Annotated in this window: 20 protein-coding genes and 2 pseudogenes; 12 read left to right on the top strand and 10 right to left on the bottom strand. The window is 67.6% G+C overall.

Annotation, left to right across the window (positions count from 1 at the left end):
• Nucleotides 1-48 precede the first annotated feature (48 nt).
• The 4 genes from PWF70_RS12935 to mptB form a co-directional block, all read right to left on the bottom strand.
• Complete coding sequence (locus tag PWF70_RS12935; RefSeq protein WP_035751522.1) at nt 49-1,077, bottom strand: COX15/CtaA family protein; 1,029 nt, start codon at nt 1,075-1,077, stop codon at nt 49-51.
• On the bottom strand, nt 1,074-1,877 hold the full coding sequence (locus PWF70_RS12930) for an ABC transporter permease (protein WP_035751700.1): 804 nt from the start codon (nt 1,875-1,877) through the stop codon (nt 1,074-1,076). Before PWF70_RS12930 ends, PWF70_RS12935 begins: the two co-directional genes overlap by 4 nt.
• Before the next feature lie 11 nt (nt 1,878-1,888).
• Nucleotides 1,889-2,839: an ABC transporter ATP-binding protein gene (locus PWF70_RS12925; RefSeq protein WP_006357244.1), complete on the bottom strand. Its 951-nt coding sequence runs from the start codon at nt 2,837-2,839 to the stop codon at nt 1,889-1,891.
• A gap of 109 nt (nt 2,840-2,948) precedes the next feature.
• A complete protein-coding gene (gene mptB / locus PWF70_RS12920; RefSeq protein ID WP_035751523.1) occupies nt 2,949-4,781 on the bottom strand; it encodes a polyprenol phosphomannose-dependent alpha 1,6 mannosyltransferase MptB in 1,833 nt (610 codons plus the stop codon).
• A 175-nt stretch (nt 4,782-4,956) separates the two neighbouring features.
• Here mptB and PWF70_RS12915 point away from each other — a divergent pair, with 175 nt between their 5' ends.
• Genes PWF70_RS12915 through PWF70_RS12885 form a run of 7 tightly spaced genes read left to right on the top strand, consistent with a single transcriptional unit; the run spans nt 4,957 to nt 11,420 of the window.
• Nucleotides 4,957-5,763 carry a helix-turn-helix transcriptional regulator gene (locus PWF70_RS12915; protein ID WP_042378037.1) on the top strand — a complete coding sequence of 269 codons (807 nt, stop codon included), beginning with the start codon at nt 4,957-4,959 and terminating at the stop codon, nt 5,761-5,763.
• Nucleotides 5,760-7,214 carry a Fe-S cluster assembly protein SufB gene (gene sufB, locus PWF70_RS12910; RefSeq protein WP_035751525.1) on the top strand — a complete coding sequence of 485 codons (1,455 nt, stop codon included), beginning with the start codon at nt 5,760-5,762 and terminating at the stop codon, nt 7,212-7,214. The genes PWF70_RS12915 and sufB overlap by 4 nt, the downstream gene beginning before the upstream one ends.
• Nucleotides 7,214-8,401: a Fe-S cluster assembly protein SufD gene (gene sufD / locus PWF70_RS12905; protein ID WP_035751527.1), complete on the top strand. Its 1,188-nt coding sequence runs from the start codon at nt 7,214-7,216 to the stop codon at nt 8,399-8,401. Before sufB ends, sufD begins: the two co-directional genes overlap by 1 nt.
• Nucleotides 8,402-8,456: 55 nt before the next feature.
• Nucleotides 8,457-9,230 (top strand): Fe-S cluster assembly ATPase SufC, encoded by a 774-nt coding sequence (gene sufC / locus PWF70_RS12900; RefSeq protein ID WP_006357249.1) that lies wholly within the window; start codon nt 8,457-8,459, stop codon nt 9,228-9,230.
• 26 nt (nt 9,231-9,256) lie between these two features.
• A complete protein-coding gene (locus tag PWF70_RS12895) occupies nt 9,257-10,543 on the top strand; it encodes a cysteine desulfurase (RefSeq protein ID WP_042378041.1) in 1,287 nt (428 codons plus the stop codon).
• Nucleotides 10,544-10,545: 2 nt separating this feature from the next.
• Nucleotides 10,546-11,028: a Fe-S cluster assembly sulfur transfer protein SufU gene (gene sufU / locus PWF70_RS12890; RefSeq protein ID WP_006357251.1), complete on the top strand. Its 483-nt coding sequence runs from the start codon at nt 10,546-10,548 to the stop codon at nt 11,026-11,028.
• The gene (locus PWF70_RS12885; RefSeq protein ID WP_006357252.1) at nt 11,025-11,420 is read left to right on the top strand and encodes a metal-sulfur cluster assembly factor; all 396 of its coding nucleotides are present in this window, start codon (nt 11,025-11,027) and stop codon (nt 11,418-11,420) included. The genes sufU and PWF70_RS12885 overlap by 4 nt, the downstream gene beginning before the upstream one ends.
• 9 nt (nt 11,421-11,429) lie before the next feature.
• On the opposite strand, the gene PWF70_RS12880 is transcribed toward PWF70_RS12885, so the two are convergent.
• Nucleotides 11,430-11,753 (bottom strand): hypothetical protein, encoded by a 324-nt coding sequence (locus PWF70_RS12880; RefSeq protein ID WP_042378043.1) that lies wholly within the window; start codon nt 11,751-11,753, stop codon nt 11,430-11,432.
• Nucleotides 11,754-11,853: 100 nt separating this feature from the next.
• Between PWF70_RS12880 and PWF70_RS12875 the strand changes: the two genes are divergently transcribed.
• The 3 genes and pseudogenes from PWF70_RS12875 to PWF70_RS12865 all read left to right on the top strand — a co-directional run bounded on the left by PWF70_RS12875 (nt 11,854) and on the right by PWF70_RS12865 (nt 15,245).
• Complete coding sequence (locus PWF70_RS12875) at nt 11,854-12,927, top strand: helix-turn-helix transcriptional regulator (protein ID WP_052362808.1); 1,074 nt, start codon at nt 11,854-11,856, stop codon at nt 12,925-12,927.
• A 64-nt stretch (nt 12,928-12,991) separates the two neighbouring features.
• Nucleotides 12,992-13,354, top strand: a complete 363-nt coding sequence (locus PWF70_RS12870; protein WP_187346508.1) for a DnaJ family domain-containing protein — start codon at nt 12,992-12,994, stop codon at nt 13,352-13,354.
• 182 nt (nt 13,355-13,536) lie between these two features.
• Nucleotides 13,537-15,245 (top strand): annotated as a pseudogene (locus PWF70_RS12865) (amidase).
• A gap of 96 nt (nt 15,246-15,341) precedes the next feature.
• On the opposite strand, the gene PWF70_RS12860 reads toward PWF70_RS12865, so the two are convergent.
• Both PWF70_RS12860 and PWF70_RS12855 read right to left on the bottom strand, forming a co-directional pair.
• Nucleotides 15,342-16,484, bottom strand: coding sequence for a lycopene cyclase family protein (locus PWF70_RS12860; protein ID WP_280089229.1), 1,143 nt, complete (start codon nt 16,482-16,484; stop codon nt 15,342-15,344).
• A 41-nt stretch (nt 16,485-16,525) separates the two neighbouring features.
• Nucleotides 16,526-17,341: an SDR family oxidoreductase gene (locus tag PWF70_RS12855; protein WP_040003951.1), complete on the bottom strand. Its 816-nt coding sequence runs from the start codon at nt 17,339-17,341 to the stop codon at nt 16,526-16,528.
• A gap of 99 nt (nt 17,342-17,440) precedes the next feature.
• On the opposite strand from PWF70_RS12855, the gene PWF70_RS12850 reads away from it, so the two are divergent.
• Together PWF70_RS12850 and PWF70_RS12845 are read left to right on the top strand one after the other, a co-directional pair.
• Nucleotides 17,441-19,069 (top strand): ABC-F family ATP-binding cassette domain-containing protein, encoded by a 1,629-nt coding sequence (locus PWF70_RS12850; RefSeq protein ID WP_006357257.1) that lies wholly within the window; start codon nt 17,441-17,443, stop codon nt 19,067-19,069.
• 244 nt (nt 19,070-19,313) lie between these two features.
• Nucleotides 19,314-20,700, top strand: a pseudogene (locus tag PWF70_RS12845) (IS1380-like element ISGosp1 family transposase).
• 187 nt (nt 20,701-20,887) lie between these two features.
• Here the strand turns inward: PWF70_RS12845 and PWF70_RS12840 are convergent.
• The 3 genes from PWF70_RS12840 to PWF70_RS12830 form a co-directional block, all read right to left on the bottom strand.
• Nucleotides 20,888-22,432 carry an AMP-binding protein gene (locus PWF70_RS12840; protein ID WP_006360454.1) on the bottom strand — a complete coding sequence of 515 codons (1,545 nt, stop codon included), beginning with the start codon at nt 22,430-22,432 and terminating at the stop codon, nt 20,888-20,890.
• A 135-nt stretch (nt 22,433-22,567) separates the two neighbouring features.
• Complete coding sequence (locus PWF70_RS12835) at nt 22,568-24,181, bottom strand: GMC oxidoreductase (RefSeq protein WP_286352631.1); 1,614 nt, start codon at nt 24,179-24,181, stop codon at nt 22,568-22,570.
• A 106-nt stretch (nt 24,182-24,287) separates the two neighbouring features.
• The gene (locus PWF70_RS12830) at nt 24,288-24,854 is read right to left on the bottom strand and encodes a TetR/AcrR family transcriptional regulator (RefSeq protein ID WP_006360452.1); all 567 of its coding nucleotides are present in this window, start codon (nt 24,852-24,854) and stop codon (nt 24,288-24,290) included.
• Nucleotides 24,855-24,864: the final 10 nt, after the last annotated feature.

Below are 24,864 nucleotides of genomic sequence, written 5' to 3'. Positions count from 1 at the left end.
CGACCCCCGGCGCGATCGCCGGGGGTCGTCGTCGTTCGTGACGCGTGGTCAGGCCGCGTCGACGTGCGGCTGATCGGTCGCCCGGGCGACCAGCACCTGCCAGGTCGCGCCGATGAGGAGCAGCGCACTGCCGAACATGTGCGCGATGACCAGCGCGACGGGCAGATCGGTGAAGAACTGGACGAAGCCGATCACACCCTGCAGGACGAGCAGGCCCACGAAGACCAGTGCCGAGCGCTGCTGGGGACGCGCGAAGACGCGGGCGTAGATGAGTGCGGCCAGACCCAGGCCGACGAGTACGAACACCGCATCTGCGTGGAGCTGGGTGGCGTTGTCGGGGTCGAGTCCGTTGCGGGGGGCGTCGGCGTCGCCGGCGTGGGGGCCGGAACCCGTCACCACTGTGCCGAGGTAGATGGTCACCCAGGTGACCGCGTACAGCAGCCACGCCAGGTAGACGCCCAGTCGCCGGGTCGCCATCCCCGGGGTGTCGGTGTCGGCGGGTGCGGGTTCGGCCGGGGTCGGATACGGGCGCATCCGGAAGACCAGGACGGTCGCCGCCGACACCAGGATCATCGACAGGATGAAGTGCAGCGCCACGACCCACGGATTGAGGTCGGTGAGGACGGTGATGCCGCCGATCACGCCCTGGAACGGGATACCGAGAGCGATCAGGGTCACGAGCCACTTGTCGCGGCGGGCCGATCCGGCGTAGCGGAGCACGGCGATCCAGGCGGCGATCGCGATGATGATGAGGACCCATGTCAGCATCCGGTTGCCGAACTCGATCGCGCCGTGGATGCCGAGTTCGCCGTGCGGGACGAAGGAATCGTCGGTGCAGCGCGGCCAGGTGGGACAACCGAGTCCCGAACCCGTCACGCGGACGGCGCCGCCGGTGGCGACGATCCCGACGTTGGAGACGAGCAGCGCCATCGCCCAGCGGTGTACGAAGCGGATCGTCGGTCGGCCGAATCCCGGGATGGACCGCCAGAAACCGCCCACCTGTCGATTGCCACCCTCGGTAGTCGCCCTGTCGGGGTCCGCCCCGTCGGGTCGTGTCGAAGTCTGCGACGTCGTCATCGGAATCGGAACCACCTCACTGCCAAGGTGCCGGCCACTGCGGCCCACACCAGCAAGACGCCCACCCCGAAGGCGTCGAACGAACCACGTGCGGCCATTTCCAGGGCCTCACTGAGCGCACCCGAGGGGATACACCGTGCGAAGGTGTGCACGGCGCCGGGAACGTTGGAATCGACGACCACGAGGCTGCCGAGTCCGATGAACGCGAACCAGAGCAGGTTCGCCAGGGCCAGGACGACCTCCGCCTTGAGCGTGCCGCCGAGGAGCAGCCCGAGGGCCGCGAAGCAGGCGGTGCCGACGATGATCACCAGCGCGCCGATGAGCAGTCCGACCGCGTCGGGCCGCCACCCGAAGGCGAGTCCGATGGCGCCGAGGATGACCGACTGCAGGGCCACCACGATCAGCACTGCGACCGACTTGCCGACGATGATGCCCCACCGGGGAATCGGTGTGGCGCCCAGTCTTTTCAGGGCCCCGTACCGGCGGTCGAAACCGACGGCGATGGCCTGGCCGGTGAAGGCGGTCGACATCACGGCGACCGTCAGGATCGCGGGGACGAAGAGCGTGGCGCGCTCGGCCGGGCCGTCGCCGAAGGTCGTGTTGATCGGCAGCAGGCACAGCCCGATGAGCAGCGTGATCGGGATGAACATGGTGAGCAACAACTGTTCACCGTTGCGGAGCAGGAGCTTGAGCTCGAGGGTCGACTGCGCGGTGATCATCGCCGGCAGGGACGCCGGACGCGGCGCCGGACGGAACATGCCCTCGGGGAAGAGTCCCGTGCCGGGAGCGGGGGAGTTCACTGCGGGGGAGTTCACTGTCGTAGGGCCCGTCCGGTCAGGTCGAGGAAGACGTCTTCGAGACTGCGGGTCTCGACACGGAGATCGGTGGCGAGGACGTTGATCTTCGCGCACCAGGCGGTCACCGTCGCGAGAACCTGCGGCGTCATCGGGCCGATGACGAGGTACGAGCCGGGGTTCGCCTCGGTGCAGTGATAGCCCTCGGGAAGTGCGAGCGTGAGCATCGACAGGTCGAGCCCGCGGGGCGCGGTGAACCGCAACTCGTTCTCGGCGCCGGTGCTCGTGAGGTCGGCGGGGGTCCCGGCGGCGACCGCGCGGCCGTGATCGATGATCACGACCTGGTCGGCGAGTTCCTCCGCCTCGTCCATCAGATGCGTGGTGAGCAGGACGGCCACGCCGTCGGCGCGGAGGCGGTCGACGAGTTCCCACACGACGAGACGCGCGTGGGCGTCGAGGCCGGCGGTCGGCTCGTCGAGGAACACCAGTTCAGGACGGCCGACGATCGCGCAGGCGAGCGCGAGGCGCTGCTGTTGTCCGCCGGAGAGGCGTCGGTACGACGTGCGGCGGACGTCGTCGAGACCGAGTGCGTCGATGAGGAATTCGGGGTCGATCGGGTCGGCCGAGTAGGCGGCGACGAGCCGCAACATCTCCTCGGCGCGGGCGCCCGGGTAGGCGCCGCCGCCCTGCAGCATCACACCGACGCGGCGTCGGAGGGCGTCGTTGTCGACGATCGGATCGAGCCCGAGAACCCGGACGGTGCCGGCGTCGGGGGCGGTGAAGCCCTCGCAGATCTCGACGGTCGTGGTCTTGCCCGCACCGTTCGGTCCGAGGAGGGCGAGGATCTGTCCGCGCTCCACGGTCAGATCGAGCCGATCGACGGCGGTACGGTCACCGAAGGTCTTGACCAGCCCGCGTACCTCGACCGCTGGGGATGCGACGGGGTCGCTCGGCGGACGATCGTTCATTCGATCGTCATCGCTGATCTGCCGAGGGGTCGTGCTGCGCACACAGGTCAGACTAGGCGCTCGGACCCCGCGGACGAAAAACGCCGTTCGCGGGTTCGGTGGGGGATCGTCATGGCGTCGGGGCGTTCTCGGCCGGTTCCGGGGACTCCTCCGGTGCCCCGGTTCTGCGACGACGCCATCGGCGCGGCGAACGGTCCTCGAAGAAGAGTGCGGTGAGTGCTGCGACCATGATCACACCGGCCAGAAGCCCCTGTGCGAGAACGACTCCGCTGGTGTTGGAGCTCGTGGGCATCACGACGATGGCGATGATCGCGGATGCCGCGATGGTCGAGATCCGGAACCACGCTCCCGTCGCCCACGCCGCGAGCGGGATCACCGCCCAGAGGAGATACCAGGCCTGGACGAACGGGAAGAACAGGATGAATGTGGCCATTGACACACCGAGTGCGCCGAGGGGGTGCAGGCGTCCGCCAAGGGTCGCGAGCATCCACCGGATGATGAACAGACCCGCGACGAGCTGACCGATCGGGCGTGCGACGTCGAGGATCGCCTGGGTGTGCTCTCCAAGTCCGAGCGTCACACCGATCCGACCCGTCGTCACCCCGAGCAGCGTCGGCATCGACATCCACGACCGGACGATCTCGCCGGTGGAGAGCGTGCCCGTCCAGCCGAATCCGAGCCCGGTGGCCAGCGAGATACCAACCATCACGATGCCCAGGACGACCACGTAGAACGCCGCGGAGACTCCGAGGGCGTACACGGACCATTTCGATCGGGTCCACCATTCGCGGATCGGCGCGTGCCGCAGGGCCGGCAGCGTGGCGCCCCAACGCATCGCCAGGGCGATCCCGACGAAACCGAGCGCGAGCATGGATGCGACCTTGATCATCGCCGACGCCGCGATCACCGCGCCGCCTGCGATCAATATCCAGCCGGCTCTTGTGGGTATCAGCGTTCCCGGCTTCCGTAACCGGTCGACGCCGTAGATGGCGCGGAAGCTCAGCTCGAGGCCGACGAGCATCAGGCCGAGCATGAGTGCCTCGTTGTGGATGCCGCCCACCAGATGCAGGATCACCAGCGGGTTCATCGCACCGAGCCACAGGGCGGCGACCGAGGACACCCCGCAGCGCTTCGCCAGACGCGGCAACGCCCACACGATGAGCGCGACACCGATCAGTGCGACGATGCGGTGCAGGAAGATCGCCGCGGTGATGTTCGCCCCGGTGATATTGGTGATGCCCTCGCCGATCCACAGGAACAGTGGTCCGTAGGGCGCGGGGGTGTCGCGCCAGAGGTTGGGCACGGATCGGGTGAGGATGTGATCGACGCCGAGGCCGCGGACGGGACTGACCGAGTACGGGTCCATGCCGCGGAAGGCGATCGCGCTCTGGGCGAGGTAGGAGTAGACGTCCTTGCTCAGCAGCGGGGGAGCCAGCACGATCGGCGTGATCCACAGCATGAGCGTCCGGTCGGCCTGGCGTCGGCTCATCCGCCGTTCCGGACTGCGTCCGTGACGGACCTCGACGCTGAAGCGGCCGACCGCGAAGCGGCCGATCAGAAGCCAGGCGACCACGAGAGTGATGGTGCCGCCGATGGAGAGGGCGAGTGCGGTCCCGAACATCCGCGATGGCAGCGACAGCACGCGCATGCCGGCGACCGGGTTCTGCAGCACGGGCACCGCGCCGGTGCCGAGCGCGCCGATCAGGATCAGAACCGAACCGGTGGCTCCGAACAGCTTGATGCGGCGGAGGCGACGGGTCTCCGCGGCGTTGAGGGGGCCGACCTCGCGCTCGTCGTCGTGTAGCCGGGCGATGGCCTTGCCGTAGTCGCCGCGCTGCTCGGTGGCGTCGCCGTCGGTTCCGGCGGGACGCTGTTTACGCAGTCCGAGGTAGTCGAGTACGGCGAGCAGGTGATTCCACACGAGTCCGAAGAAGTCCGGCACGCGGCGGCCAGCTGTGGTTTCGGGCACACGACGACTGTAATCGGCGGCGCCCGATACCTCGCGACCACCCTTTATCCGGACAATCACGACACCGCTGACGAACTCGGACGCAGCGCTAAGGGCACCCTTGCTGGCAGGGCGGAATCAATTACGTCACACTCGTGTTGTGAAAACCATGCGGAACGATGTTGTGCTGCCCTCGGGCGGCGGCGATGCCGTGCCCTCCGCTGGTACGGCAACCACTCGCGCGCCCCTCGGTGCCGATGCGCACCACGATGGTCAGACGCGTGATGCGGTGGTGAACCTGCTCGTCGAGGACGGCCCGCTGACCGCGAGCGAGATCGGTGAGCGCCTCGGTATCTCCGCCGCCGGAGTGCGTCGTCACCTCGACGCGCTCACCAGTGCCGGGGACATCGAGGTCGCCTCGACCGGGTTCGGTCAGCGTCGCGGTCGTGCACGCGGTCGACCGGCGAAGTGGTTCCAGCTCACGGCGGAGGGGCGCGGCAAGATGCGCCACGCCTACGACGACCTCGCCGGTGCCGCGATGCGCAAGCTCCGTGACCTCGGTGGCCACGACGCCGTCGCCGAGTTCGCGCGGGAACGTGTCGAACGGATCGTCGCCGACGTGTCGCCGAGCGCCGACCCGTTCACGGTCTCCGACACGGTCGAGGAGATCGCCGACGCGTTGACCAGCGCGGGATACGCGACCAACACCCGGCAGGTCGGCAACGGCATCCAGATCTGCCAGCACCACTGCCCGGTGGCGCACGTCGCCACCGAGTTCCCCGAACTCTGTGAGGCCGAGACCGCGGTCTTCACCGAGCTGCTCGGCACGCATGTGCAGCGCCTGGCCACCATCGCCAACGGTGACTGCGCCTGCACCACCCACGTGCCGATCCACCCGCCGCCGGAGGCTCCACCGTCTCCCCGGCACGGAACCTCACAGACACTGCCCACGACAACCCGAAAGGCCACGCGATGACCGTCACCGATCCGGCCGCCACCACGCCGACCGCCCCGGCTCCCCTCACGCAGGAAGAGACGATTGCCGCGCTCGGCAAGTACGGCTACGGCTGGGCCGACTCCGACGTGGCCGGCGCCAGCGCCAGGCGCGGACTGTCCCCGGCGGTCGTCGCCGACATCTCGGCCAAGAAGAGCGAACCCGAGTGGATGCTCGAGCAGCGACTCAAGGCACTGAAGATCTTCGACAAGAAGCCGATGCCGCACTGGGGCGCCGGACTCGAGGGCATCGACTTCGACAACATCAAGTACTTCGTGCGGTCCAGCGAGAAGCAGGCCGCCACGTGGGAAGACCTGCCCGAGGACATCAAAAACACCTACGACAAGCTCGGAATCCCCGAGGCGGAGAAGCAGCGCCTGGTCTCCGGTGTCGCCGCCCAGTACGAGTCCGAGGTCGTGTACCACTCGATCCGTGAGGATCTCGAGAAGCAGGGCGTGATCTTCCTCGACACCGACACCGCGCTCAAGGAGCACCCGGAGATCTTCCAGGAGTACTTCGGTTCGGTCATCCCGGCCGGCGACAACAAGTTCTCCGCGCTGAACACCGCGGTCTGGTCCGGTGGCTCGTTCATCTACGTCCCGCCCGGCGTCCACGTCGACATCCCGCTCCAGGCCTACTTCCGGATCAACACCGAGAACATGGGTCAGTTCGAGCGCACGCTGATCATCGTCGACGAGGGTGCTTACGTGCACTACGTCGAGGGTTGTACCGCGCCGATCTACAAGACCGACTCGCTGCACTCCGCGGTCGTCGAGATCATCGTGAAGAAGGGCGGCCGCTGCCGCTACACGACCATCCAGAACTGGTCGAACAACGTCTACAACCTGGTGACCAAGCGCGCCAAGGCCGAGGCCGGCGCCACCATGGAGTGGGTCGACGGCAACATCGGCTCGAAGGTCACCATGAAGTACCCGGCGGTCTGGCTGACCGGTGAACACGCGAAGGGCGAGGTCCTCTCGGTCGCCTTCGCCGGCCCCGGCCAGCACCAGGACACCGGCTCCAAGATGGTCCACCTCGCACCGAACACCTCGAGCAACATCATCTCGAAGTCGGTGGCCCGCGGTGGTGGCCGCGCTTCCTACCGCGGCCTGATCAAGGTCAACAACGGAGCGCACGGCAGCCGTTCGACGGTGAAATGCGATGCGCTGCTGGTCGACACCATCTCCCGCAGTGATACCTACCCCTACGTCGACATCCGCGAGGACGACGTGACGATGGGGCACGAGGCGACCGTCTCGAAGGTCAGCGACGATCAGCTCTTCTACCTGATGAGCCGTGGTCTGACCGAGGACGAGGCGATGGCCATGGTGGTCCGCGGCTTCGTCGAGCCGATCGCCAAGGAACTCCCGATGGAATACGCGCTCGAGCTCAACCGCCTGATCGAGCTTCAGATGGAAGGAGCCGTCGGCTGATGGCCGATCCGACACTCCCGGTTTCGACACCGGGATCGCATTCGCCTGTCGTCAACAAGGGTGAACTGTTCACCTCGTTCGACGTCAACGCCTTCGAGGTGCCCAGCCCTCGCGAAGAGGCCTGGCGCTTCACCCCGTTCCGCCGACTGCGCGGTCTGCACGACGGTTCCGCGCAGCGGACCGGCGAGGCCACCGTGGATGTTTCCGGAGTCGCCGACGGCGTCACGGTGGAGACCGTGGGTCGCGAGGACGAGCGCCTCGGCCAGGGCGGCGTGCCCTTCGACCGGGTTGCCGCACAGGCGTACTCGTCGTTCACCCAGGCCACGGTCGTCACCGTCGGCCGCGAGGTCGAGCTGTCCGAGCCGGTCACCATCACGATCACCGGACCCGGTGAGGGCGAGACCGCCTTCGGTCACACCCAGGTCAGGCTAGAGCCCTTCGCCCGCGCCGTCGTGGTGCTGGACCAGAAGGGCGGCGGAACCTTCGCCGAGAACGTCGAGTTCGTCGTCGGCGACAGTGCCGCGCTCACCGTCGTCAACGTCCACGACTGGGATGACGATGCCGTGCACGTCGTCACCCATCACGTGCGCACCGGCCGCGACGCCGTGGTCCGCCACTTCGCGGTCAGCTTCGGCGGCAACCTCGTTCGGCTCTCGCCGATCGTCCACTACGACGCGCCGGGCGGCGACGTCGAGATGTGGGGTCTGTACTTCGCCGACGCCGGACAGCATCTCGAGCAGCGTCTGCTCGTCGACCACAGCCAGCCCAATTGTCGCTCGAACGTGGTGTACAAGGGTGCGCTGCAGGGCGATACGACCGGCGACCGGTCGCGTGAGGCGCACACCGTCTGGATCGGCGACGTGCTGATCCGCGCCGAGGCCGAGGGAACCGACACCTTCGAGCTCAACCGCAACCTGGTGCTCACCGACAACGCCCGCGCCGACTCGGTGCCGAACCTCGAGATCGAGACCGGTGAGATCGTCGGTGCCGGCCACGCCAGTGCCACCGGACGTTTCGACGACGAGCAGCTGTTCTACCTGCAGGCTCGCGGCATCCCCGAGGATCAGGCGCGCCGTCTGGTCATCCGCGGATTCTTCGGCGAGGTGATCGCCAAGATCGGTGTGCCCGAGCTCCGCGAGCGTCTGTCCGCCGCCGTCGAGCGCGAGCTCGAACTCTCCGGCGCCTGACCAGCGTCCGCGCCTGACTCAAACCTCCCACAGCCTGTTAGAGAGAACTCAGAACATGACCACACTGGAAATCCGTGACCTGCACGTCGATGTCGCCCAGACCGACGCCGACGCCGAGCCCATCCACATCCTCAAGGGTGTCGACCTGACCGTGAAGTCCGGTGAGACGCACGCGATCATGGGCCCCAACGGTTCGGGCAAGTCGACGCTCTCCTACGCGATCGCCGGCCACCCCAAGTACGAGGTCACCTCCGGTTCGATCACCCTCGACGGCGAGAACGTCCTGGAGATGAGCGTCGACGAGCGTGCTCGTGCAGGCCTGTTCCTGGCCATGCAGTATCCGGTCGAGGTGCCCGGCGTCTCGATGTCGAACTTCCTGCGCACCGCCGCCACCGCCGTCCGCGGCGAGGCACCGAAGCTGCGTCACTGGGTCAAGGAGACCAAGGAGGCGATGACCGCTCTCGAGATCGACCCGTCGTTCTCCGAGCGGAGCGTCAACGAGGGCTTCTCCGGTGGTGAGAAGAAGCGCCACGAGATCCTCCAGCTCGACCTGCTCAAGCCGAAGATCGCCATCCTCGACGAGACCGACTCGGGCCTCGACGTCGACGCGCTCCGAGTCGTCAGCGAGGGTGTCAACCGGTACAAGGAACGCGACAACGGCGGCGTCCTGCTGATCACGCACTACACACGCATCCTCCGCTACATCAAGCCCGACTACGTCCACGTCTTCGTCAACGGACGCGTCGTCGAGTCCGGCGGCCCGGAGCTGGCCGATGTGCTCGAGGAGAACGGTTACGAGCGCTTCACCTCGGCGGCCAAGGCCGGCTGAACCAACACCCCTGGAGGTGCACGCACGTGACACTCTCACCTGAGACAACAACTGCGGCAGCCGCTCTCGACGTCGAGGCGCTGCGCGCGGACTTCCCGATCCTGTCGCGCACCGTTCGTGACGAGAAGCCGTTGGTGTACCTCGACTCCGGGGCCACCTCGCAACGTCCCGTCCAGGTGCTCGACGCCGAGCGGTACTTCCTGACCCACCACAATGCCGCGGTGCACCGGGGAGCCCACCAGCTCGCCGAAGAGGCCACCGAGGCCTATGAGGACGCGCGCGAGGTCATCGCCGGGTTCGTCGGGGCGTCGTCGGACCAGCTCGTCTTCACCAAGAACGCCACCGAGGCGCTCAACCTGGTGACCTACACGCTCGGTGACCCGCGCTCGGCGTCGGTTCTCGGCGGTTCGGCACTCGGTCCCGGCGACACGGTGGTGATCACCGAACTCGAGCATCACGCGAATCTGGTTCCATGGCAGGAACTCTGCCGTCGGACCGGCGCGACACTGCGCTGGTACGGCGTGACCGACGACGGTCGGATCGACGTGGACTCGCTGACCCTCGACGAGTCGGTGAAGGTCATCGCGTTCACCCATCAGTCGAACGTCACCGGTGCGGTCGCCGATGTCCCCGAACTCGTCTCCCGTGCGCGGGCCGTCGGCGCGCTCGTCGTCCTCGACGCGTGCCAGTCGGTGCCGCACATGCCGGTCGACTTCACCGCGCTGGACGTCGATTTCGCCGCCTTCTCCGGGCACAAGATGTTCGGCCCGAGTGGTGTCGGCGCGCTGTACGGCAAGAGTGAACTCCTGGAGGCGTTGCCGCCGTTCATCACCGGTGGATCGATGATCGAGACCGTCACGATGGAGGCGTCGACCTACGCGGCGCCGCCGCAGCGTTTCGAGGCCGGTGTGCCGATGACCTCGCAGGTCGTGGGCCTCGGTGCCGCGGTGCGCTACCTGCAGACCATCGGTATGGAAGCCGTTGCCGCCCATGAGCATGCACTCGTCGAGTACGCGCTCACGCGGCTCGGCGAGATCGACGGTCTGCGCATCATCGGGCCGGCCACCGCGGAGAACCGCGGGGGAGCGGTGTCCTTCCTCGTCGACGGCATCCATGCCCACGACCTCGGGCAGATCCTCGACGACGAGGGTGTCGCCATCCGCGTCGGCCATCACTGCGCATGGCCGCTGCACCGCCGGTTCGGAGTGGCCGCGACCGCGCGCGCATCGTTCGCCGCCTACAACACGCTTGCCGAGGTCGACGCGCTGGCCGCAGCAATCGTCAAGGCGCAGAAGTTCTTCGGGGTGAACTGAGCATGCGTATGGAGCAGATGTACCAGGAAGTGATCCTGGACCACTACAAACATCCGCACGGTCGGGGACTGCGCGAGCCGTTCGGCACCGAGGTGCACCACGTCAATCCGACGTGCGGCGACGAGGTGACCCTGCGCGTCGCCGTCTCCGCGGACGGCACCACGATCGACGACGTGTCCTACGACGGGCAGGGATGCTCGATCTCCCAGGCCTCGACGTCGGTGCTGTACGACCTGATCGTCGGGCAGTCGGTCGGCGAGGCTCTCGCCACCGTCGAGTCGTTCAACGCGATGATGACCTCCCGCGGTAAGGATCCGGGCGATGAGGACGTCATCGGTGACGGCATCGCCTTCACGGGCGTCAGCAAGTACCCGGCGCGCGTGAAGTGCGCCCTCCTCGGCTGGATGGCGTTCAAGGACGCTCTCTCCCAGACGGTGGACAGCCACGACACCGACAGCCACGAGAAAGAAGCGGAGTCAGCATGAGTGACGAGACAGCCACCGAGAACCCGACCGCGACGGACACCACCGCCGCCGGCACTCCGGCCGCCCCGGCGACCTCGCTGCCGGCCCTCGAAGACGTGGAGGAGGCGATGCGCGACGTCGTCGACCCCGAGCTGGGGATCAACGTCGTCGACCTCGGACTCGTCTACGGCATCGAGGTGACCGACGAGGCCGTCGCGAAGATCGACATGACCCTCACGTCGGCGGCGTGTCCGCTGACCGACGTCATCGAGGATCAGTCGCGCGGCGCCCTGGTCGGCAGCGGTCTGTGTACCGACCTCGAGATCAACTGGGTCTGGCTGCCGCCGTGGGGCCCGGACAAGATCACCGACGACGGCCGGGAGCAGCTGCGCGCGCTCGGATTCACCGTCTAGAACGCTGCGCTACATCGATCCGACCGCCGCCGGGGCGGCCGGATCGATCGCTTTGGCGACGATCACCTCGTGAACGGTGGGCATGCTGTGCGCGTCGCTGACTCGGCGTGAACCGGCGGTGGACCAGATCTTCTCGAGGATTCCGACATAGGCCCTGGTGTGGACGATGTCGGCGAAATCGAGTTCGATCGTGACCTCGGTCGGGTCTGCGACGCTGCGCATCACCCGATAACCGACGACCCCGTTCTCGGCACCTACCCGTTCGAAGCCGTCGAATGCGCGCCGCCAGGCGTCGAAGTCGGGAATGGTTTCGGTGATCCGGAGCTGATACATGGTGTTCCCCTTTCTCGTGAGTGGACTCGTCGACCGTACGAGCGAACGGGTCCGTGCGTACATCCCCGCCACGGGGGATTTCCGGGCCTAGCCTTGACCCATGGGCGTCGATCTCCTGAGTCGGGTCGAGCGCTCCTGCGCGCGTGGCGCCTGGATGGAGAGCCTCCGGCTGGCGGTACTCGGTGACCTCGGGGAGGCGGTCGGGTTCGACGGCCACGTGTGGCTTCTGACCGACCCCACCACCGCGGTCGGAACCTCTCCGCTGGCGACGCTGCCGGGTGTCCCGATGCCTCGTCTGCCCGATCTGATCCGCGCCCGGTACCTCACGACAAGCACACGCTGGACCTCCCTCCGGGGACACCGGGTCCCGGCCACGTCGTGGTCCCGGGCCGGGCATCGCGAGACCGCGGCGTCGTACCCGTGGCGGGATGTGCTGGCGGAATTCGGAGTCTGCGACGTGGCGACGGTGGTCTTCGTCGACCGGTTCGGGTGTTGGGGCTGGCTGGATCTCTGGCGTTTCGGGGTTATGCCGTTCCCCGCCGACGACCTCGACCGGATGTCGCAGATCGCTCCGCCGGTCACGGCCGCCCTCCGCTCTCGCCAGGCCGGGCACTTCACCGAGCCCGTCCGCCCGGCGGACTCCACCGGACCCGCCGTCGTGGTGCTGGATGAGCACCTGCGACTTCGGGGACAGACAGCAGGGGCGGGATCGCGGCTCTTCCGACTCAATCCGCCCGATGCAGGACCGGACGGGCGTATCCCGGACGTACCGGCGATCCCGGCGGCCGCCTACAACGTGGCGGCGCAGCTCGTGGCCCGCGAGAGGGGCGTCGACGCAGCGTCGCCGCGCGCGAGGGTGTTTCTCGAGCACTACGGCTGGCTGACCTTGGAGGCCGACCGGATGAGTGGGGAGCGACCGCCCACCGGTCGCGACATCGCTGTCACGATCGAGCGCAGCGGTTTCACCGACCGACTGGATCTCTTCGCCCGTGTGACCGGCCTGACCAGTCGAGAGCGGGAGGTGCTCGGCCGTGTCTGCGCAGGTATGGACAACAGGTCGATCGCCGCCGCGGTGTCCGTCTCCGAGCACACGGTGCACGTCCACGTGAAGTCGACCCTCCGGAAGACCGAGTGCGGCAATCGGACGAATCTGATCGCCCGCATCGCGGGCTGAGCGTCTCCGGTGCGGGGGGAGTAGAACCGAAGATGTGAACCGGTTCGAATCACGCGTCGAGCGGATGATCCGCGAGGCGGCCGAACGCGGCGAGTTCGACGACCTGCCGGGTGCCGGCAAACCGCTCGACCTGTCGGACAGCGACGACCCCGATTGGTGGGTCAAGCGCAAGATCCGTGACGAGAACCTGGATTCCTCGGCCCTCCTCCCGGCGCCGCTCCAATTGCGCCGGGAGGCACAGGATTTCCCGGAGTCGCTGCGCGACATCGCCGACGAGACCGCAGTCCGCGACATCCTCACCGACTTCAATCGGCGTGTACGAGAAGCACACCTGGCGCCACGTCGGATCGCGATGCCGCACAGCGTCGTCGCCCACACCATCGACATCGACGACATGGTCCGGCAGTGGCGCGCCCGACGGCGCTGACCGTCTCTGGTGCTGAGCAGGGATGTGCGGTTCCCAGCCGATGGTCTGACGTCGCGATCCCGCCGTGCCCGCCGAAGCGCCCGATGTTTACGCCGGTCCGTGCCGTGGTAATCCCCGGCGCGGCTCCGAAGTGTTCGGTATCGCGGATCGCGAATCAGGCCAAGATCGAAAGAGGCTCCGGTATGGACGAGTCCGTTGTCGTCTCGAGCGGACTGACCAGAAGAGGTTTCCTGGGGGCAGCCGCCATCGGCGCCACCGGGGTGGCCGCGATGGGTGTGGGTGGGACGGCGGCGGGCCTACCCGGGGGCAGCGTCCGCACAGCAGCACGTCGTCTACCCCCGCCTGCGTCTATCACGGCCACCGATCCGGCGCTGCTCAGCGCCGTTGAGGCGGCGAGCTTGCTGCAGTCGGGCCGACTGCATCCGAGAGAGCTGCTCGACGCCTGTCTCGCTCGTAGTGGGGCTCTGGACGGACAGATCGGCGGCTGGGTTCGGATCTACCCGGAGATGGCTTACTCGGCCGCGGATGCCGCGGCCCGACGTCTCTCCGCCAAAGGTCGAAGTAGCCATGGTGAAGCGCCTCCCGTGTGTGGCATCCCGGTGGCTCTCAAGGACGTTTTCGCGGTCGCGGGCCTACCCTCACGGCCTCGAGCAGGGTGCTCAAGGGGAATGTCGCGGCTGGAGATTCCACTGTATGGGCCAAACTTCGAGAATCCGGCATTGTGCTGATGGGGCACGCGCACACAGATGAGTTCGCTATGGGTATCGCCACTGAGCAGGTGGGGAACCCGTGGGACCCGGAATACTCGCCTGGCGGGTCGTCCGGAGGGAGCGCGGCTGTTCTCGCTGCACGGTTCGTCCCGCTTTCGACTGGCACCGACACGGGCGGCTCGCTGCGGTTGCCGGCCAGCGCGTGCGGTGTCACTGCGATCAAACCGACATTCGGTCGGTGCAGCGCCTACGGGGTGATCCCGTTGGTCTGGACCCGTGACCACGTCGGGCCGATGGGGCGCAGCGTCGCCGACGCCGCACTCTTGCTCGATCAAATGGTCGGCGCCGACCCGAACGATCCCATCACCGGCGTCGCTCCACCTGCACCGGCCGAGGGTTACCCCTTGGTCGCCAGGGGCGGTCGATCGCCTTTGGCCGGTTTTCGATTCGGCGTCGCGCGGCGCAAGGCGGAATCCCTCCCCCCGGCCCTCGCCGAGCTGTTCGATCGTTATCTCGACCTCATCCGGCGCATGGGTGGTCGAGTCGTCGACGTGTCGTTTCCGACCCCTGCTCCGTCGCTGTTGACCGGTGATCTAGCCGAGATGGGCAGCTACCACCGGCAGTTCGCCGACCGGATATCAAGCTACCGCGCCGACAACGCCGCGACTGTCGCCGCGGCCGCCGCGGCGCTCGGTATTCCATCGATCGACTACCTCACAGCTGCGCGAAATAGGCTTCGATATCAACACGAGTTCAACAGGATGTTCGCTGCTGACGATCTCGACGCTGTAGTCGTACCCGGCTCGACGGTGGACGGGGCGAAGCGAATCGAGGTGGCGGGGGTGTCGGTCTTCGGCGGCAACACCGGAGACGTCCAGTGGGCCAACCTTGCCGGCACACCTGTCATCTGTACGCCGGCCGGTCGTTCTGCAACGACGGGACTCCCGTTCGGCGTGCAGATCGGAGGGCGAGCTTGGGATGAACAACGTCTCATCGAGATCGTCCTCGAACTCCAGGCGGCCAGTCCGGATTGGCAGGACGCGCCTTCGGTCTCGGCGGCCCCTCGCGACATACCGCGGGCGCGGAGGACCACACCTGGTGCGGGGCCTGATCCCACCAACACGAGCAACGTGGGTGTCGCCTTCAACTTCGTCCCCACGAGGTCGACCGCCGAACTTTGAGTCACGCTTCGGATGTTTTCGGCGGCGACCGGACCCTGCAGGTTCTGCATCCGGGGTGGTGCTGGACTGCGGTAAAGGCCGTCGAGCGTCGCAGATTTACCGAATCGGCGCAGGGCCGACGTCCCCCGCCCAGTCCGGCGTGGACATGGCCCCGCGGGCCACGACGGCCCGCGTGCGCATGTCGACGGCCCGGATGACCCGGGTCATCGCGCCCATCGTCCCGGTCAGGTCGTCGCGCCGGCTGAGGTAGCTGCGCTGCGCTTCGATCGGCATCGCGAAGAACGCCTCGAAGAACGCGATCGTCTGGGTGGGGCTGAGTCGCAACAGGACGCTGAGTCCGCGCAGACGGAGATTGTGGACGGCGCGTGCCGAGGAAGGCCACAGCTCGGGCATCGGGTCCCGCCCCGCGGCCAGCGCGGCGACGACGTCGTCGACGCACATCAGTGAGTAGGCGACGCTGTAGCCGGTTGTCGGATTCTTGAAACCGCCTGCGGCACCGAACCGGAACGTCGGATCCCGCCACGGCTGCGGCGACGACCCCGTCATCGGGAACGCCACCCGTTCGGCCCGGCGGACACCCGACGGAAGCCCGCCGAGCCGGACGTCGAGCCGACGCTTCAACTCGTCGAGACCAAGTGCCGGCAGGCCGACCAGACAGGTCTCCTCCAGGAGGTACTCGTCGTCGCCGAGCGGCACCACATAGAGGAACGACGGCAGCGCCCGGCGGTCGACGATTCCGCCGCGCCAGTCCATCAGCAGCGCCTCGTGGTCTTCGAGAAAAGGTGCGGCGGTGGCCTTGTCGACGACGATGCCGTAGGCGGTCTGCCGGGGCGCCTCGTGGGTGAGCGCCCCCCGGCAGTCGACCACCACGTCGCCGGTCAGGACCCGACCGGACTTGAGATGTACTCGCGCCCCGTCGACCTCGGTCACCCGGTCGGTGACGATGTCCGCTCCGTCGAGTGTCAGGGATCGTTGCAGACCGGGGGTGTCGAACACCGTGTAACCGCGGTCCACTTCATCGAGAGCGGTGCCGGCTACGCCGACGCGATCGAGGCGGGCGGCGAACGCCGCCGGGTCGAGCCAGTCGGGGAGCTCGTCGGACCAGCAGGCGAAGGTGGACTGCCAGACGCGGTCGGGGTGGGTGTCGACGACGGTCACCGGTACCGCGGCGGCGAGCAGCCGATGGGCCAGGGCACGCCCGGCCGGTCCCGCACCCAGAACGATCACTCCGCCGGCCATGCCCTCGATCCTGCCACGAACCGGCGAGAGCCTCCTTCTCGCTAGGCGCCGCCCGTGGCCAGCGTGCCGCCGTCCACGGCGAGGGTCTCGCCGGTGATCCAGGCCGCCTCGTCGCTGGCCAGGAAGGCGACCGCGCGGGCGACGTCCTCGGGTTCGCCGATGCGCTTCATCGGATATGCCGCGGCGGCGCGGGCCTCGTTCTCGCCCGCGATCAATCCGGAGGCGAACTTCGTGCGCACGATCGCGGGCGCGATCGCGTTCACCCGGATGTTCGGGCCCAGCTCCCACGCCAGTTCCGCGGTGAGACGGATCAACGCGGCCTTCGAGGTGCCGTAGGCCGCGATGACACCGGTCGACCGGAGACCGGCGACGGAGGAGATGTTGACCACCGCGCCCCCGGTGTCCTTCATGCCCGCCCGGTAGGCCTCCTGGACGAAGCCGAGGGCGGCGACGACGTTGGTGTCGAAGGTCTTGCGGTAGGCGTCCAGATCGGCGTCCATCAGTGGTCCGGCGAGCGGGGCGATCCCGGTGTTGTTGACCAGGATGTGGATTCCCCCGCCCTGCTCGACAGCCGCCGCGACCGCACCCGCCCGGTCGTCGGCGTCCCCGGTGTTGGCGGCGAACGCGGTCACCGCCGCCGACGGCACGGCCTCCCGGATACGCTCGGCGGCCTCGGAGAGCGGCTCCGCCTTACGGCTCGTGATGACGACGGAGGCGCCGCGTCGGGCGAGCTCGGTGGCGATGGCCTCGCCGATGCCCCGGCTGGCGCCGGTGACCAGAGCGGAACGCCCCGTCAGGTCGGACGTCTGGGGGAACGAGGACTGGGGAATCGTTGTGGATTGCGTCACGTCTGCCACCGTATCGGTCCACCGTGTCGCCGTGGGGCGACTCCGCGGCGTGGTCTGCGACCCTTTCGTGGACAAACCAGTGGACGCGCGCCGGTAGACTGGTCCGTCGTGATCACCGCGACCGACCTGGAGGTACGAGCGGGCGCTCGGACCCTGTTATCGGCGCCCGGCGACGCCCTCCGTATCCAGCCCGGCGACCGGATCGGCCTCGTGGGCCGCAACGGCGCCGGCAAGACCACGACTCTGCGCATCCTGGCGGGGGAGACCGAGCCCTATGCCGGCACCGTCCGGCGCTCGGGTGAACTCGGCTACCTGCCCCAGGATCCCAAAGAGGGCGATCTGGAGGTCCTCGCCAAGGACCGTGTTCTGTCGGCACGCGGACTCGACGAGATCCTGCGCGACATGGAGAAGCAGCAGGCGCGGATGGCCGAGGCCGCCGATGACAAGCTGCGCGACAAGGCCGTCGCCCGTTATGGACGTCTCGAGGAGCGCTTCGCCGCCCTCGGCGGTTACATCGCCGAATCCGAGGCTGCCCGCATCTGCAACAGCCTGGGTCTTCCGGACCGCGTGCTGAACCAGCCGCTGCGTACCCTCTCGGGTGGCCAGCGTCGTCGCATCGAGCTCGCTCGCATCCTGTTCGCCGCCTCGGACGGCTCCGGGAAGTCCGACACGACGCTCCTGCTCGACGAACCGACCAACCACCTCGACGCCGATTCGATCGCGTGGCTGCGCAGCTTCCTGATGAACCACGAGGGCGGGTTGGTCGTGATCAGTCACGACGTCGAGCTGCTCGCCGACGTCGTGAACCGCGTGTGGTTCCTCGACGCCGTACGCGGCGAGGCCGACATCTACAACATGAGCTGGAAGCGCTACCTCGACGCGCGCGCCACCGACGAACAGCGTCGCCGCCGCGAACGCGCCAACGCCGAGAAGAAGGCCTCCGCACTGCGTGCCCAGGCCGCGAAGCTCGGCGCCAAGGCCACCAAGGCGACCGCCGCCCAGAACATGCTCAAGCGCGCCGAACGCATGATCGACTCGCTCGACGAGGAGCGGGTGGCCGATCGCACCGCGCGGATCCGATTCCCGGAACCGGCCACCTGCGGCAAGACACCACTCATGGCCTCGGGACTGTCGAAGAGCTATGGCTCCCTGGAGATCTTCACCGGCGTCGACCTCGCCATCGACAAGGGCAGTCGCGTCGTCGTCCTCGGACTCAACGGTGCGGGTAAGACCACGCTCCTGAAAATGCTTGCGGGCGTGGAGAAGCCGGACACCGGACAACTCGAACCCGGTTACGGCTTGAAGGTCGGTTACTTCGCGCAGGAACACGACACCCTCGACGACCAGGCCACGGTGTGGGAGAACATCCGCCACGCCGCGCCGGATGCGGGTGAGCAGGACCTGCGGGGACTGTTGGGCGCGTTCATGTTCAGCGGTGCGCAACTCGACCAGCCCGCCGGCACCCTGTCCGGTGGTGAGAAGACCCGTCTCACCCTGGCCGGTCTGGTGTCGTCGGCCGCCAACGTGCTGCTCCTCGACGAACCGACGAACAACCTCGATCCGGTGTCACGCGAACAGGTGCTCGACGCCCTGCGCAGCTACACCGGGGCCGTGGTCCTCGTGACCCACGACCCCGGCGCCGCCGCGGCACTCGATCCGCAGCGGGTGATCCTCCTGCCCGACGGCACCGAGGACCACTGGAGCGACGAGTACCAGGAGATCATCGAGCTCGCCTGACCCCCTTGCTGGCTGATTGAAAGACGCGACACAATCCTCGCTGCCTGAGGTGCGAGGAGCGCAAGCGACGAGCCACGAAGGCCTGGTGAGACAACGTCGCCAGACCCTTCGTGGCTCGCTCCGCTCGCCCCTCAGCCTGGATCCGTGGAGGGGTGTGGGGTGTCGGTGATATAAAAATGCCCTCTGAGCTGGGATGATTGGTGGTGTTGAGACACTAAACATCCCAGCTCAGAAGGCACTTTCAGTGAAAGTATCACACAGCTTCTCGGCCACGTCGGCACTCTTTGACGATGACAATCTGGTGTCGCATGCCGGGTTGGTGCCGGTGATGGAATTGGCTCACTCGACCGGGGTGGCCGCATTGCTGGCCGAACGGGTCGATCTGGGCACCACCCGGGTCGCTTCCGCCGGAGCCAACCTGGAAGCGAAACTGCTGACCGTGATCGCCGGGTTATGTTGCGGCGCTGACAGTATCGACGACCTCGACATCGTCCGGGCCGGTGGGCACACCCGCCTGTTCGACCGCGTATACGCCCCGGCCACGATCGGACAAACCCTGCGGGAGTTCACCCCCGGGCACACCCGACAACTCAACGCCGTGATGACGCGCTCGCTGCCGGCGATGTGTGCCCGGGCAGGATTGTTACCCACCGACGGTGCCCGCGTGTTCCTCGATATCGATTCCCTGCTGCGCCCGGTCTATGGCTACCAGAAGACCGGCGCCTCCTACGGACACGCCAAGATCGCCGGACGTGAACTGCTGCGTCGGGGCCTCTCACCGCTGATCGCCACCCTCAGTGCACCCGAGCACCCACCGGTGATCGCCAACGCCTGGCTGCGCGCCGGGCGCCGCCTCCGGCGCCGGAGCAGCAACGATGCTCGCCGAAACCATCGCCACCGCCCGCCGCGCCGGAGCCGCCGGTGAGATCACCGTGCGCGCGGATGCCGCCTACGGGTCGGCCGAGGTGATGGCTACCTGCCAACGCCTGGGCGCCACGTTCTCGCTGGTCCTGCGGACCAACACCGCGATCACCCGCGCAATCACCGCCATCGGCGACGACGCCTGGACACCGGTGTCCTATCCCGGGGCGGTCACCGACCCCGACACCGGCGAGTTGATCTCTGATGCCGAAGTCGCCGAAACCACCTACACGGTCAAACCACTCTCACCGCACCCGATCACCGCCCGACTCATCGTGCGGCGAGTCAAAGCCCATCACCCCGCCGACACCGACACCCTGATGCCGGCCTGGCGGTATCACTCGTTTTTCACCAACACCACCGACGACACCGTTACCGCCGACATCAACCACCGCGGCCACGCCGTCATCGAGACCGTGTTCGCCGACCTCATCGACGGACCGCTGGCGCATCTTCCCTCCGGCGTTTTCGGCGCCAACGCCGCCTGGCTGGCCCTGACCGCCATCAGCCACAACCTCATGCGCACCCTCGCCGCGCTCAGCGCGGCCCCCAGACTACGAGCCGCGCGCGGAGCGACGCTGCGCCGCACGCTCATCGCCGTGCCCGCCCGACTGGCCCGACCAGCACGAACACCCATCCTGCACCTGCCCCGACACTGGCCATCCCAACACGCATTCACCACCCTGTGGGCCGCGGTGAACACCACCTGACCCAACACCCCAACACGCCCACCCACGACCAGGAAACCCAGTGAAAAAGCTGACGCAAGATCAGCGAATACCCGACGCCCACAACACGATCAACCACTCACGCACACCCCACCACCACTCACCCACACCCCTCCACGGATCCAGGCTCAGGGAGCGGTGGCGCGGCAGCTCCCTGAGGGATCGTGAACTAGCCTGCGGGCCAGTACTTCTTGCGCAGTTCGCCCTTGACCAGCTTGCCGGTCGGTGTGCGCGGCAGCTCGTCGACGAAGTCCACCGACCGCGGTGCCTTGTAGGCGGCGATGCTGTCCTTGGTGAACGCGATGAGCTCATCGGCCAGTTCGTCGGAGGGCTCACGACCATCGGCGAGCTGGACACACGCCTTGACGACCTCACCGAGATCCGGGTCGGGAACACCGATCACCGCGACGTCGAAGACCGCCGGATGGTTGATGAGGACGTTCTCGGCCTCCTGCGGGTAGATGTTCACGCCGCCGGAGATGATCATGAAGGCCTTGCGATCGGTGAGGTACAGGTAGCCCTCGTCGTCGACGTAGCCCACATCGCCTGTGGTGGACCAGTTCTCGTGTTCCGGGTGCTGGGCCTTGCGGGTCTTCTCCGGATCGTTGTGGTACCGGAAGGCGACGTCCTCGCGTTCGAAGAAGACCTGTCCGACCTCGCCGACCGGGAGTTCCTTGCCGTCCTCGTCGCAGATGTGGACCACGCCGAGCAGCGGCTTGCCGACCGAACCCGGGTGGTCGAGGGCCTCCTGCGGCCCGATGAAGGTGGCGCCGGCGGCCTCGGTGGACGCGTAGTACTCGTGGATGACCGGGCCCCACCACTCGATCATCGCCTTCTTCACCTCGACCGGGCAGGGCGCCGCGGCGTGGACGGCGATCTTGAGGCTGCTGACGTCGTATGAGTTGCGGACCTCCTCGGGGAGCTTCAGCATGCGGATGAACATGGTGGGTACCCACTGGCTGTGGGTCACCTTGTGGTTCTGGATCGCCGCGAGTGCGGCCTCCGGCTCGAAGCGGTCGAGCATGACCACCGTGCCGCCGACCGAGTTGGTCATGCCGCAATAACGCAGCGGCGCAGCGTGATACAGGGGAGCGGGGGACAGATACACCGACGAGTCGTCGAACCCGTACATCGGCGCGAAGATGGCTGTGTACATGTCGGGGACCTGATCCACCTGGCCGTCGGGCATCGGGGTCTTGATGCCCTTGGGGCGGCCGGTGGTGCCCGAGGAGTAGAGCATGTCGGTACCGCGCGGCTGATCGGCGCGAGGTTCCGCGGACGCGTTGGCCAGGACCTTGTCGTAGCTGTCGAAGCCCTCGAGGTCACCGCCCCACACGAGACGACGGCCGGTGCCGGTGAGGGCCTCGACCTCGCCCGACCGCGAGACGGCGTCGGCGACCGAGGCGCCGGCGAACAGCACCTGGGCGTTGCAGTCGTCGAGGATGTAGTTGGTCTCGGCCGCGGTGAGGTGGCTGTTGACCGCGGTCACGTACAGGCCGCTGCGCAGTGCCGCCCAGTACACCTCGAAGACATGGAGATCGTTGGCGGACACCACCGCAATGGTGTCGCCGCGCTCGAGACCCAGCGACTCCAGGTAGTTGGCGAGCCGCGTCGAGTTCTCGTCGAGCTGACGGTAGGTCAGCTGTTCGCCGGTGGCGGCACGGATGACGGCGGGCTTGTCCGGAGTGGACTTGGCGAAGACTCCAGGGAACAAGGGTGCACTCCTCAGACGAAGGGAACGTTCACCCCGAACGTCCGTTATCTAACGATCGTTCGGGGTGTTGTGTGTCACAGTACCCTAGGCCTCCCGGCCGATCTCACTGCCTTGTGAGGACGACCCGAGTTGTGCTCAGTGGTTCGCCAGGAACCGATCCATCGTGCGTTCGGCGAGTGCCGTGATCGTCAGCGCCGGGTTCACCAGGCCCACGGCACCCGGTACGAACGAGCCGTCGACGACGTAGAGGTTGCCGTAACCGCGGACCGCCCCGTCCATCGATGCCGCGTCTCCCATCACGACGCCACCGAGCCCGTGGTACGTACCCGCCGAACCGAATCCGACGGCGCGGGTGTAGATCGGGACGCCGTTCGCGGGACGGCCGTGGCGTGCCTCGGTGCGCTGGTGGAACTTCCCGACGAAGGCGGCCGCCTGGCGGTCGACCTTGTTGCGTCCCTCCGGAAACGGATAGTTCAGCTTCGCCGTCCGGCTCGCGTGGTCGAAGTCGACCGTGCCGCGTTCGTCGGTGTGGGTCTGTACGAGGTGGGTGGTCCCGGCCTTGCCCAGGGGCGCCGGAAGCGGTGTGGCCTGATAGACCATCGACATCGGCGTCTCGGTGAGACGGTCCTCGTAGATTCGCGCGTACCCCGGTCCGCCCTGGACCAGTCCGAAATCGTCGGACGGGTTGGTGCGGATCGTCAGGAAGTCGCCATTGGTCCCGAACCCGTCGCCGATACGGGGGGAGAGCCGGGGCAGAGTGCCTCTCGCCCGGGCCTCGACGAGCATGCGGGTGGTGTGGAACGAACCCGCCGCCATGAAGAGGTGATCGGCTTCGGCGGTTACCGTCCGGATGGTGCGACCCTGCTCGTCGCGGACCCGGGCGGTGACGACGAATCCCGCCCGGCGTGCGCGCGGTCGGATGTCGAAGACCTCGTGCATCGGCTTGATGGTGACGTTGCCCGTCCGCTCGGCGGCGGCGAGGTAGGTCCGGTCGGTCGACTTCTTGGCGCCGCTGTTCACGCCGTAGCTCAACTCGCCGACGATGACCGACGGGCGTTTACGGCCCGCCATCTCGGCGCGCACGATGTCCCAGTCGATCGCGAAATCGAAGAAGTGCGGGGTGGCGCCGTAGCGCGCGATCACCTTCAGCCAGGACCTGGGCCCGACATAGTTGGGGTGCCTGAGGATGTCGGCCGGCATCGGTGAGACGCCGAGGGTCCTCTTGGCGCGCGGATAGTAGGTCGAGAGGAGCTCGGAGTAGTTCGCCGCGGCCGGGAAGATGTGCTCGAAGTCCTGACGCCGGGGGACCGGGGTGAAGGAACCGAAGACCAGCGAACCGCCCCCGACGCCGGCTCCGTAGACCGCCTCGATGCCGTTGCCGACCACGTGGTCCAGCACGCCCGGGTAGGGCTCGACGGGGATGGACGTGGAGCTGTTCGCGCCGGCTCTGTTGCCGAACCAGGCGGCGCGTTTGTCGGGGCTGGAGAAGGCGGCGAAGGTATCGCCGTCGGGGCGGATCGGCCAGCGGCGGCCACGTTCGAACACTGTGGTCGTGAAACCGGCCTCTCCCAGCCGCAGCGCTGCGACCGACCCGCCGAAGCCCGTGCCGATGACGATCGCCGTACGACCCGGCGCGGCGTGCGCAGGTGCCGAGGTGGCGCTACCCAGCGCGGCGAGTGCGCCGGCGCCGGCGGCTGTGCCGAGAACGGTCCGGCGTGAGACGGAAATGCTGGATATGTCCAAGTTCACGCTGGAACCCTAGCGTGAGATGAGTTAGGTAAGGAACGCCTTACCGGGCTTTCGTGATGTGGGATGGCTCACCCGAACCTACCCTTCGAGCAGGCTTGCCGGTGGGTCAGTCCTTGGCCCGCACCGATTCCTCGACGAGGTCGAGGACCGCGTGCAGGTCGTCGGTGGGCTGACCCGACGCCAGTCGGGTGATCAGTCCGTCGAGAACGAGGTCGAGGTACTTCAACAGGACGTCGGTGGGGACGTCGTCGCGGAGGCGCCCGGCCTGGCGGCCTCGTTCGAGACGCCTGAGGGTGGCTTGTTCGAGTTCGGCCGACCGGGCCATCCACTCAGCCCGGAAGCTGTTGTCGGTACGCAACTTTCGCGCGATCTCGAGGCGGGTGCCGAGCCAGTCGAAATCCTCCGGCCGCGTGAGCATGTCACGCATGACCTGCACCAGACCCTCTTCGGCGGCGACATCCGCCATCCGCTCGGCGTCCTCATGCGCGAGCGCGAGGAAGAGCGCCTCCTTGTCCCGGTAGTGGTGGAAGATCGCGCCACGGGACAGGCCCGTGGACTCCTCGATCCTCTTGACGGTCGCACCGTCGTATCCGTACTCCGCGAAGCAATGCCGCGCGCCGTCGAGAATCTCCCGACGACGCGCGGCAAGGCGGTCATCACTGACCTTGGGCACGTCGCGTGCT

The sequence above is a fragment of the Gordonia sp. Swx-4 genome (assembly GCF_030316175.1).
GTDB lineage: Bacteria > Actinomycetota > Actinomycetes > Mycobacteriales > Mycobacteriaceae > Gordonia > Gordonia alkanivorans.
The sequence above is the reverse complement of the archived record's forward strand: the minus strand, read 5'-3'. Positions and strand labels throughout refer to the sequence as shown.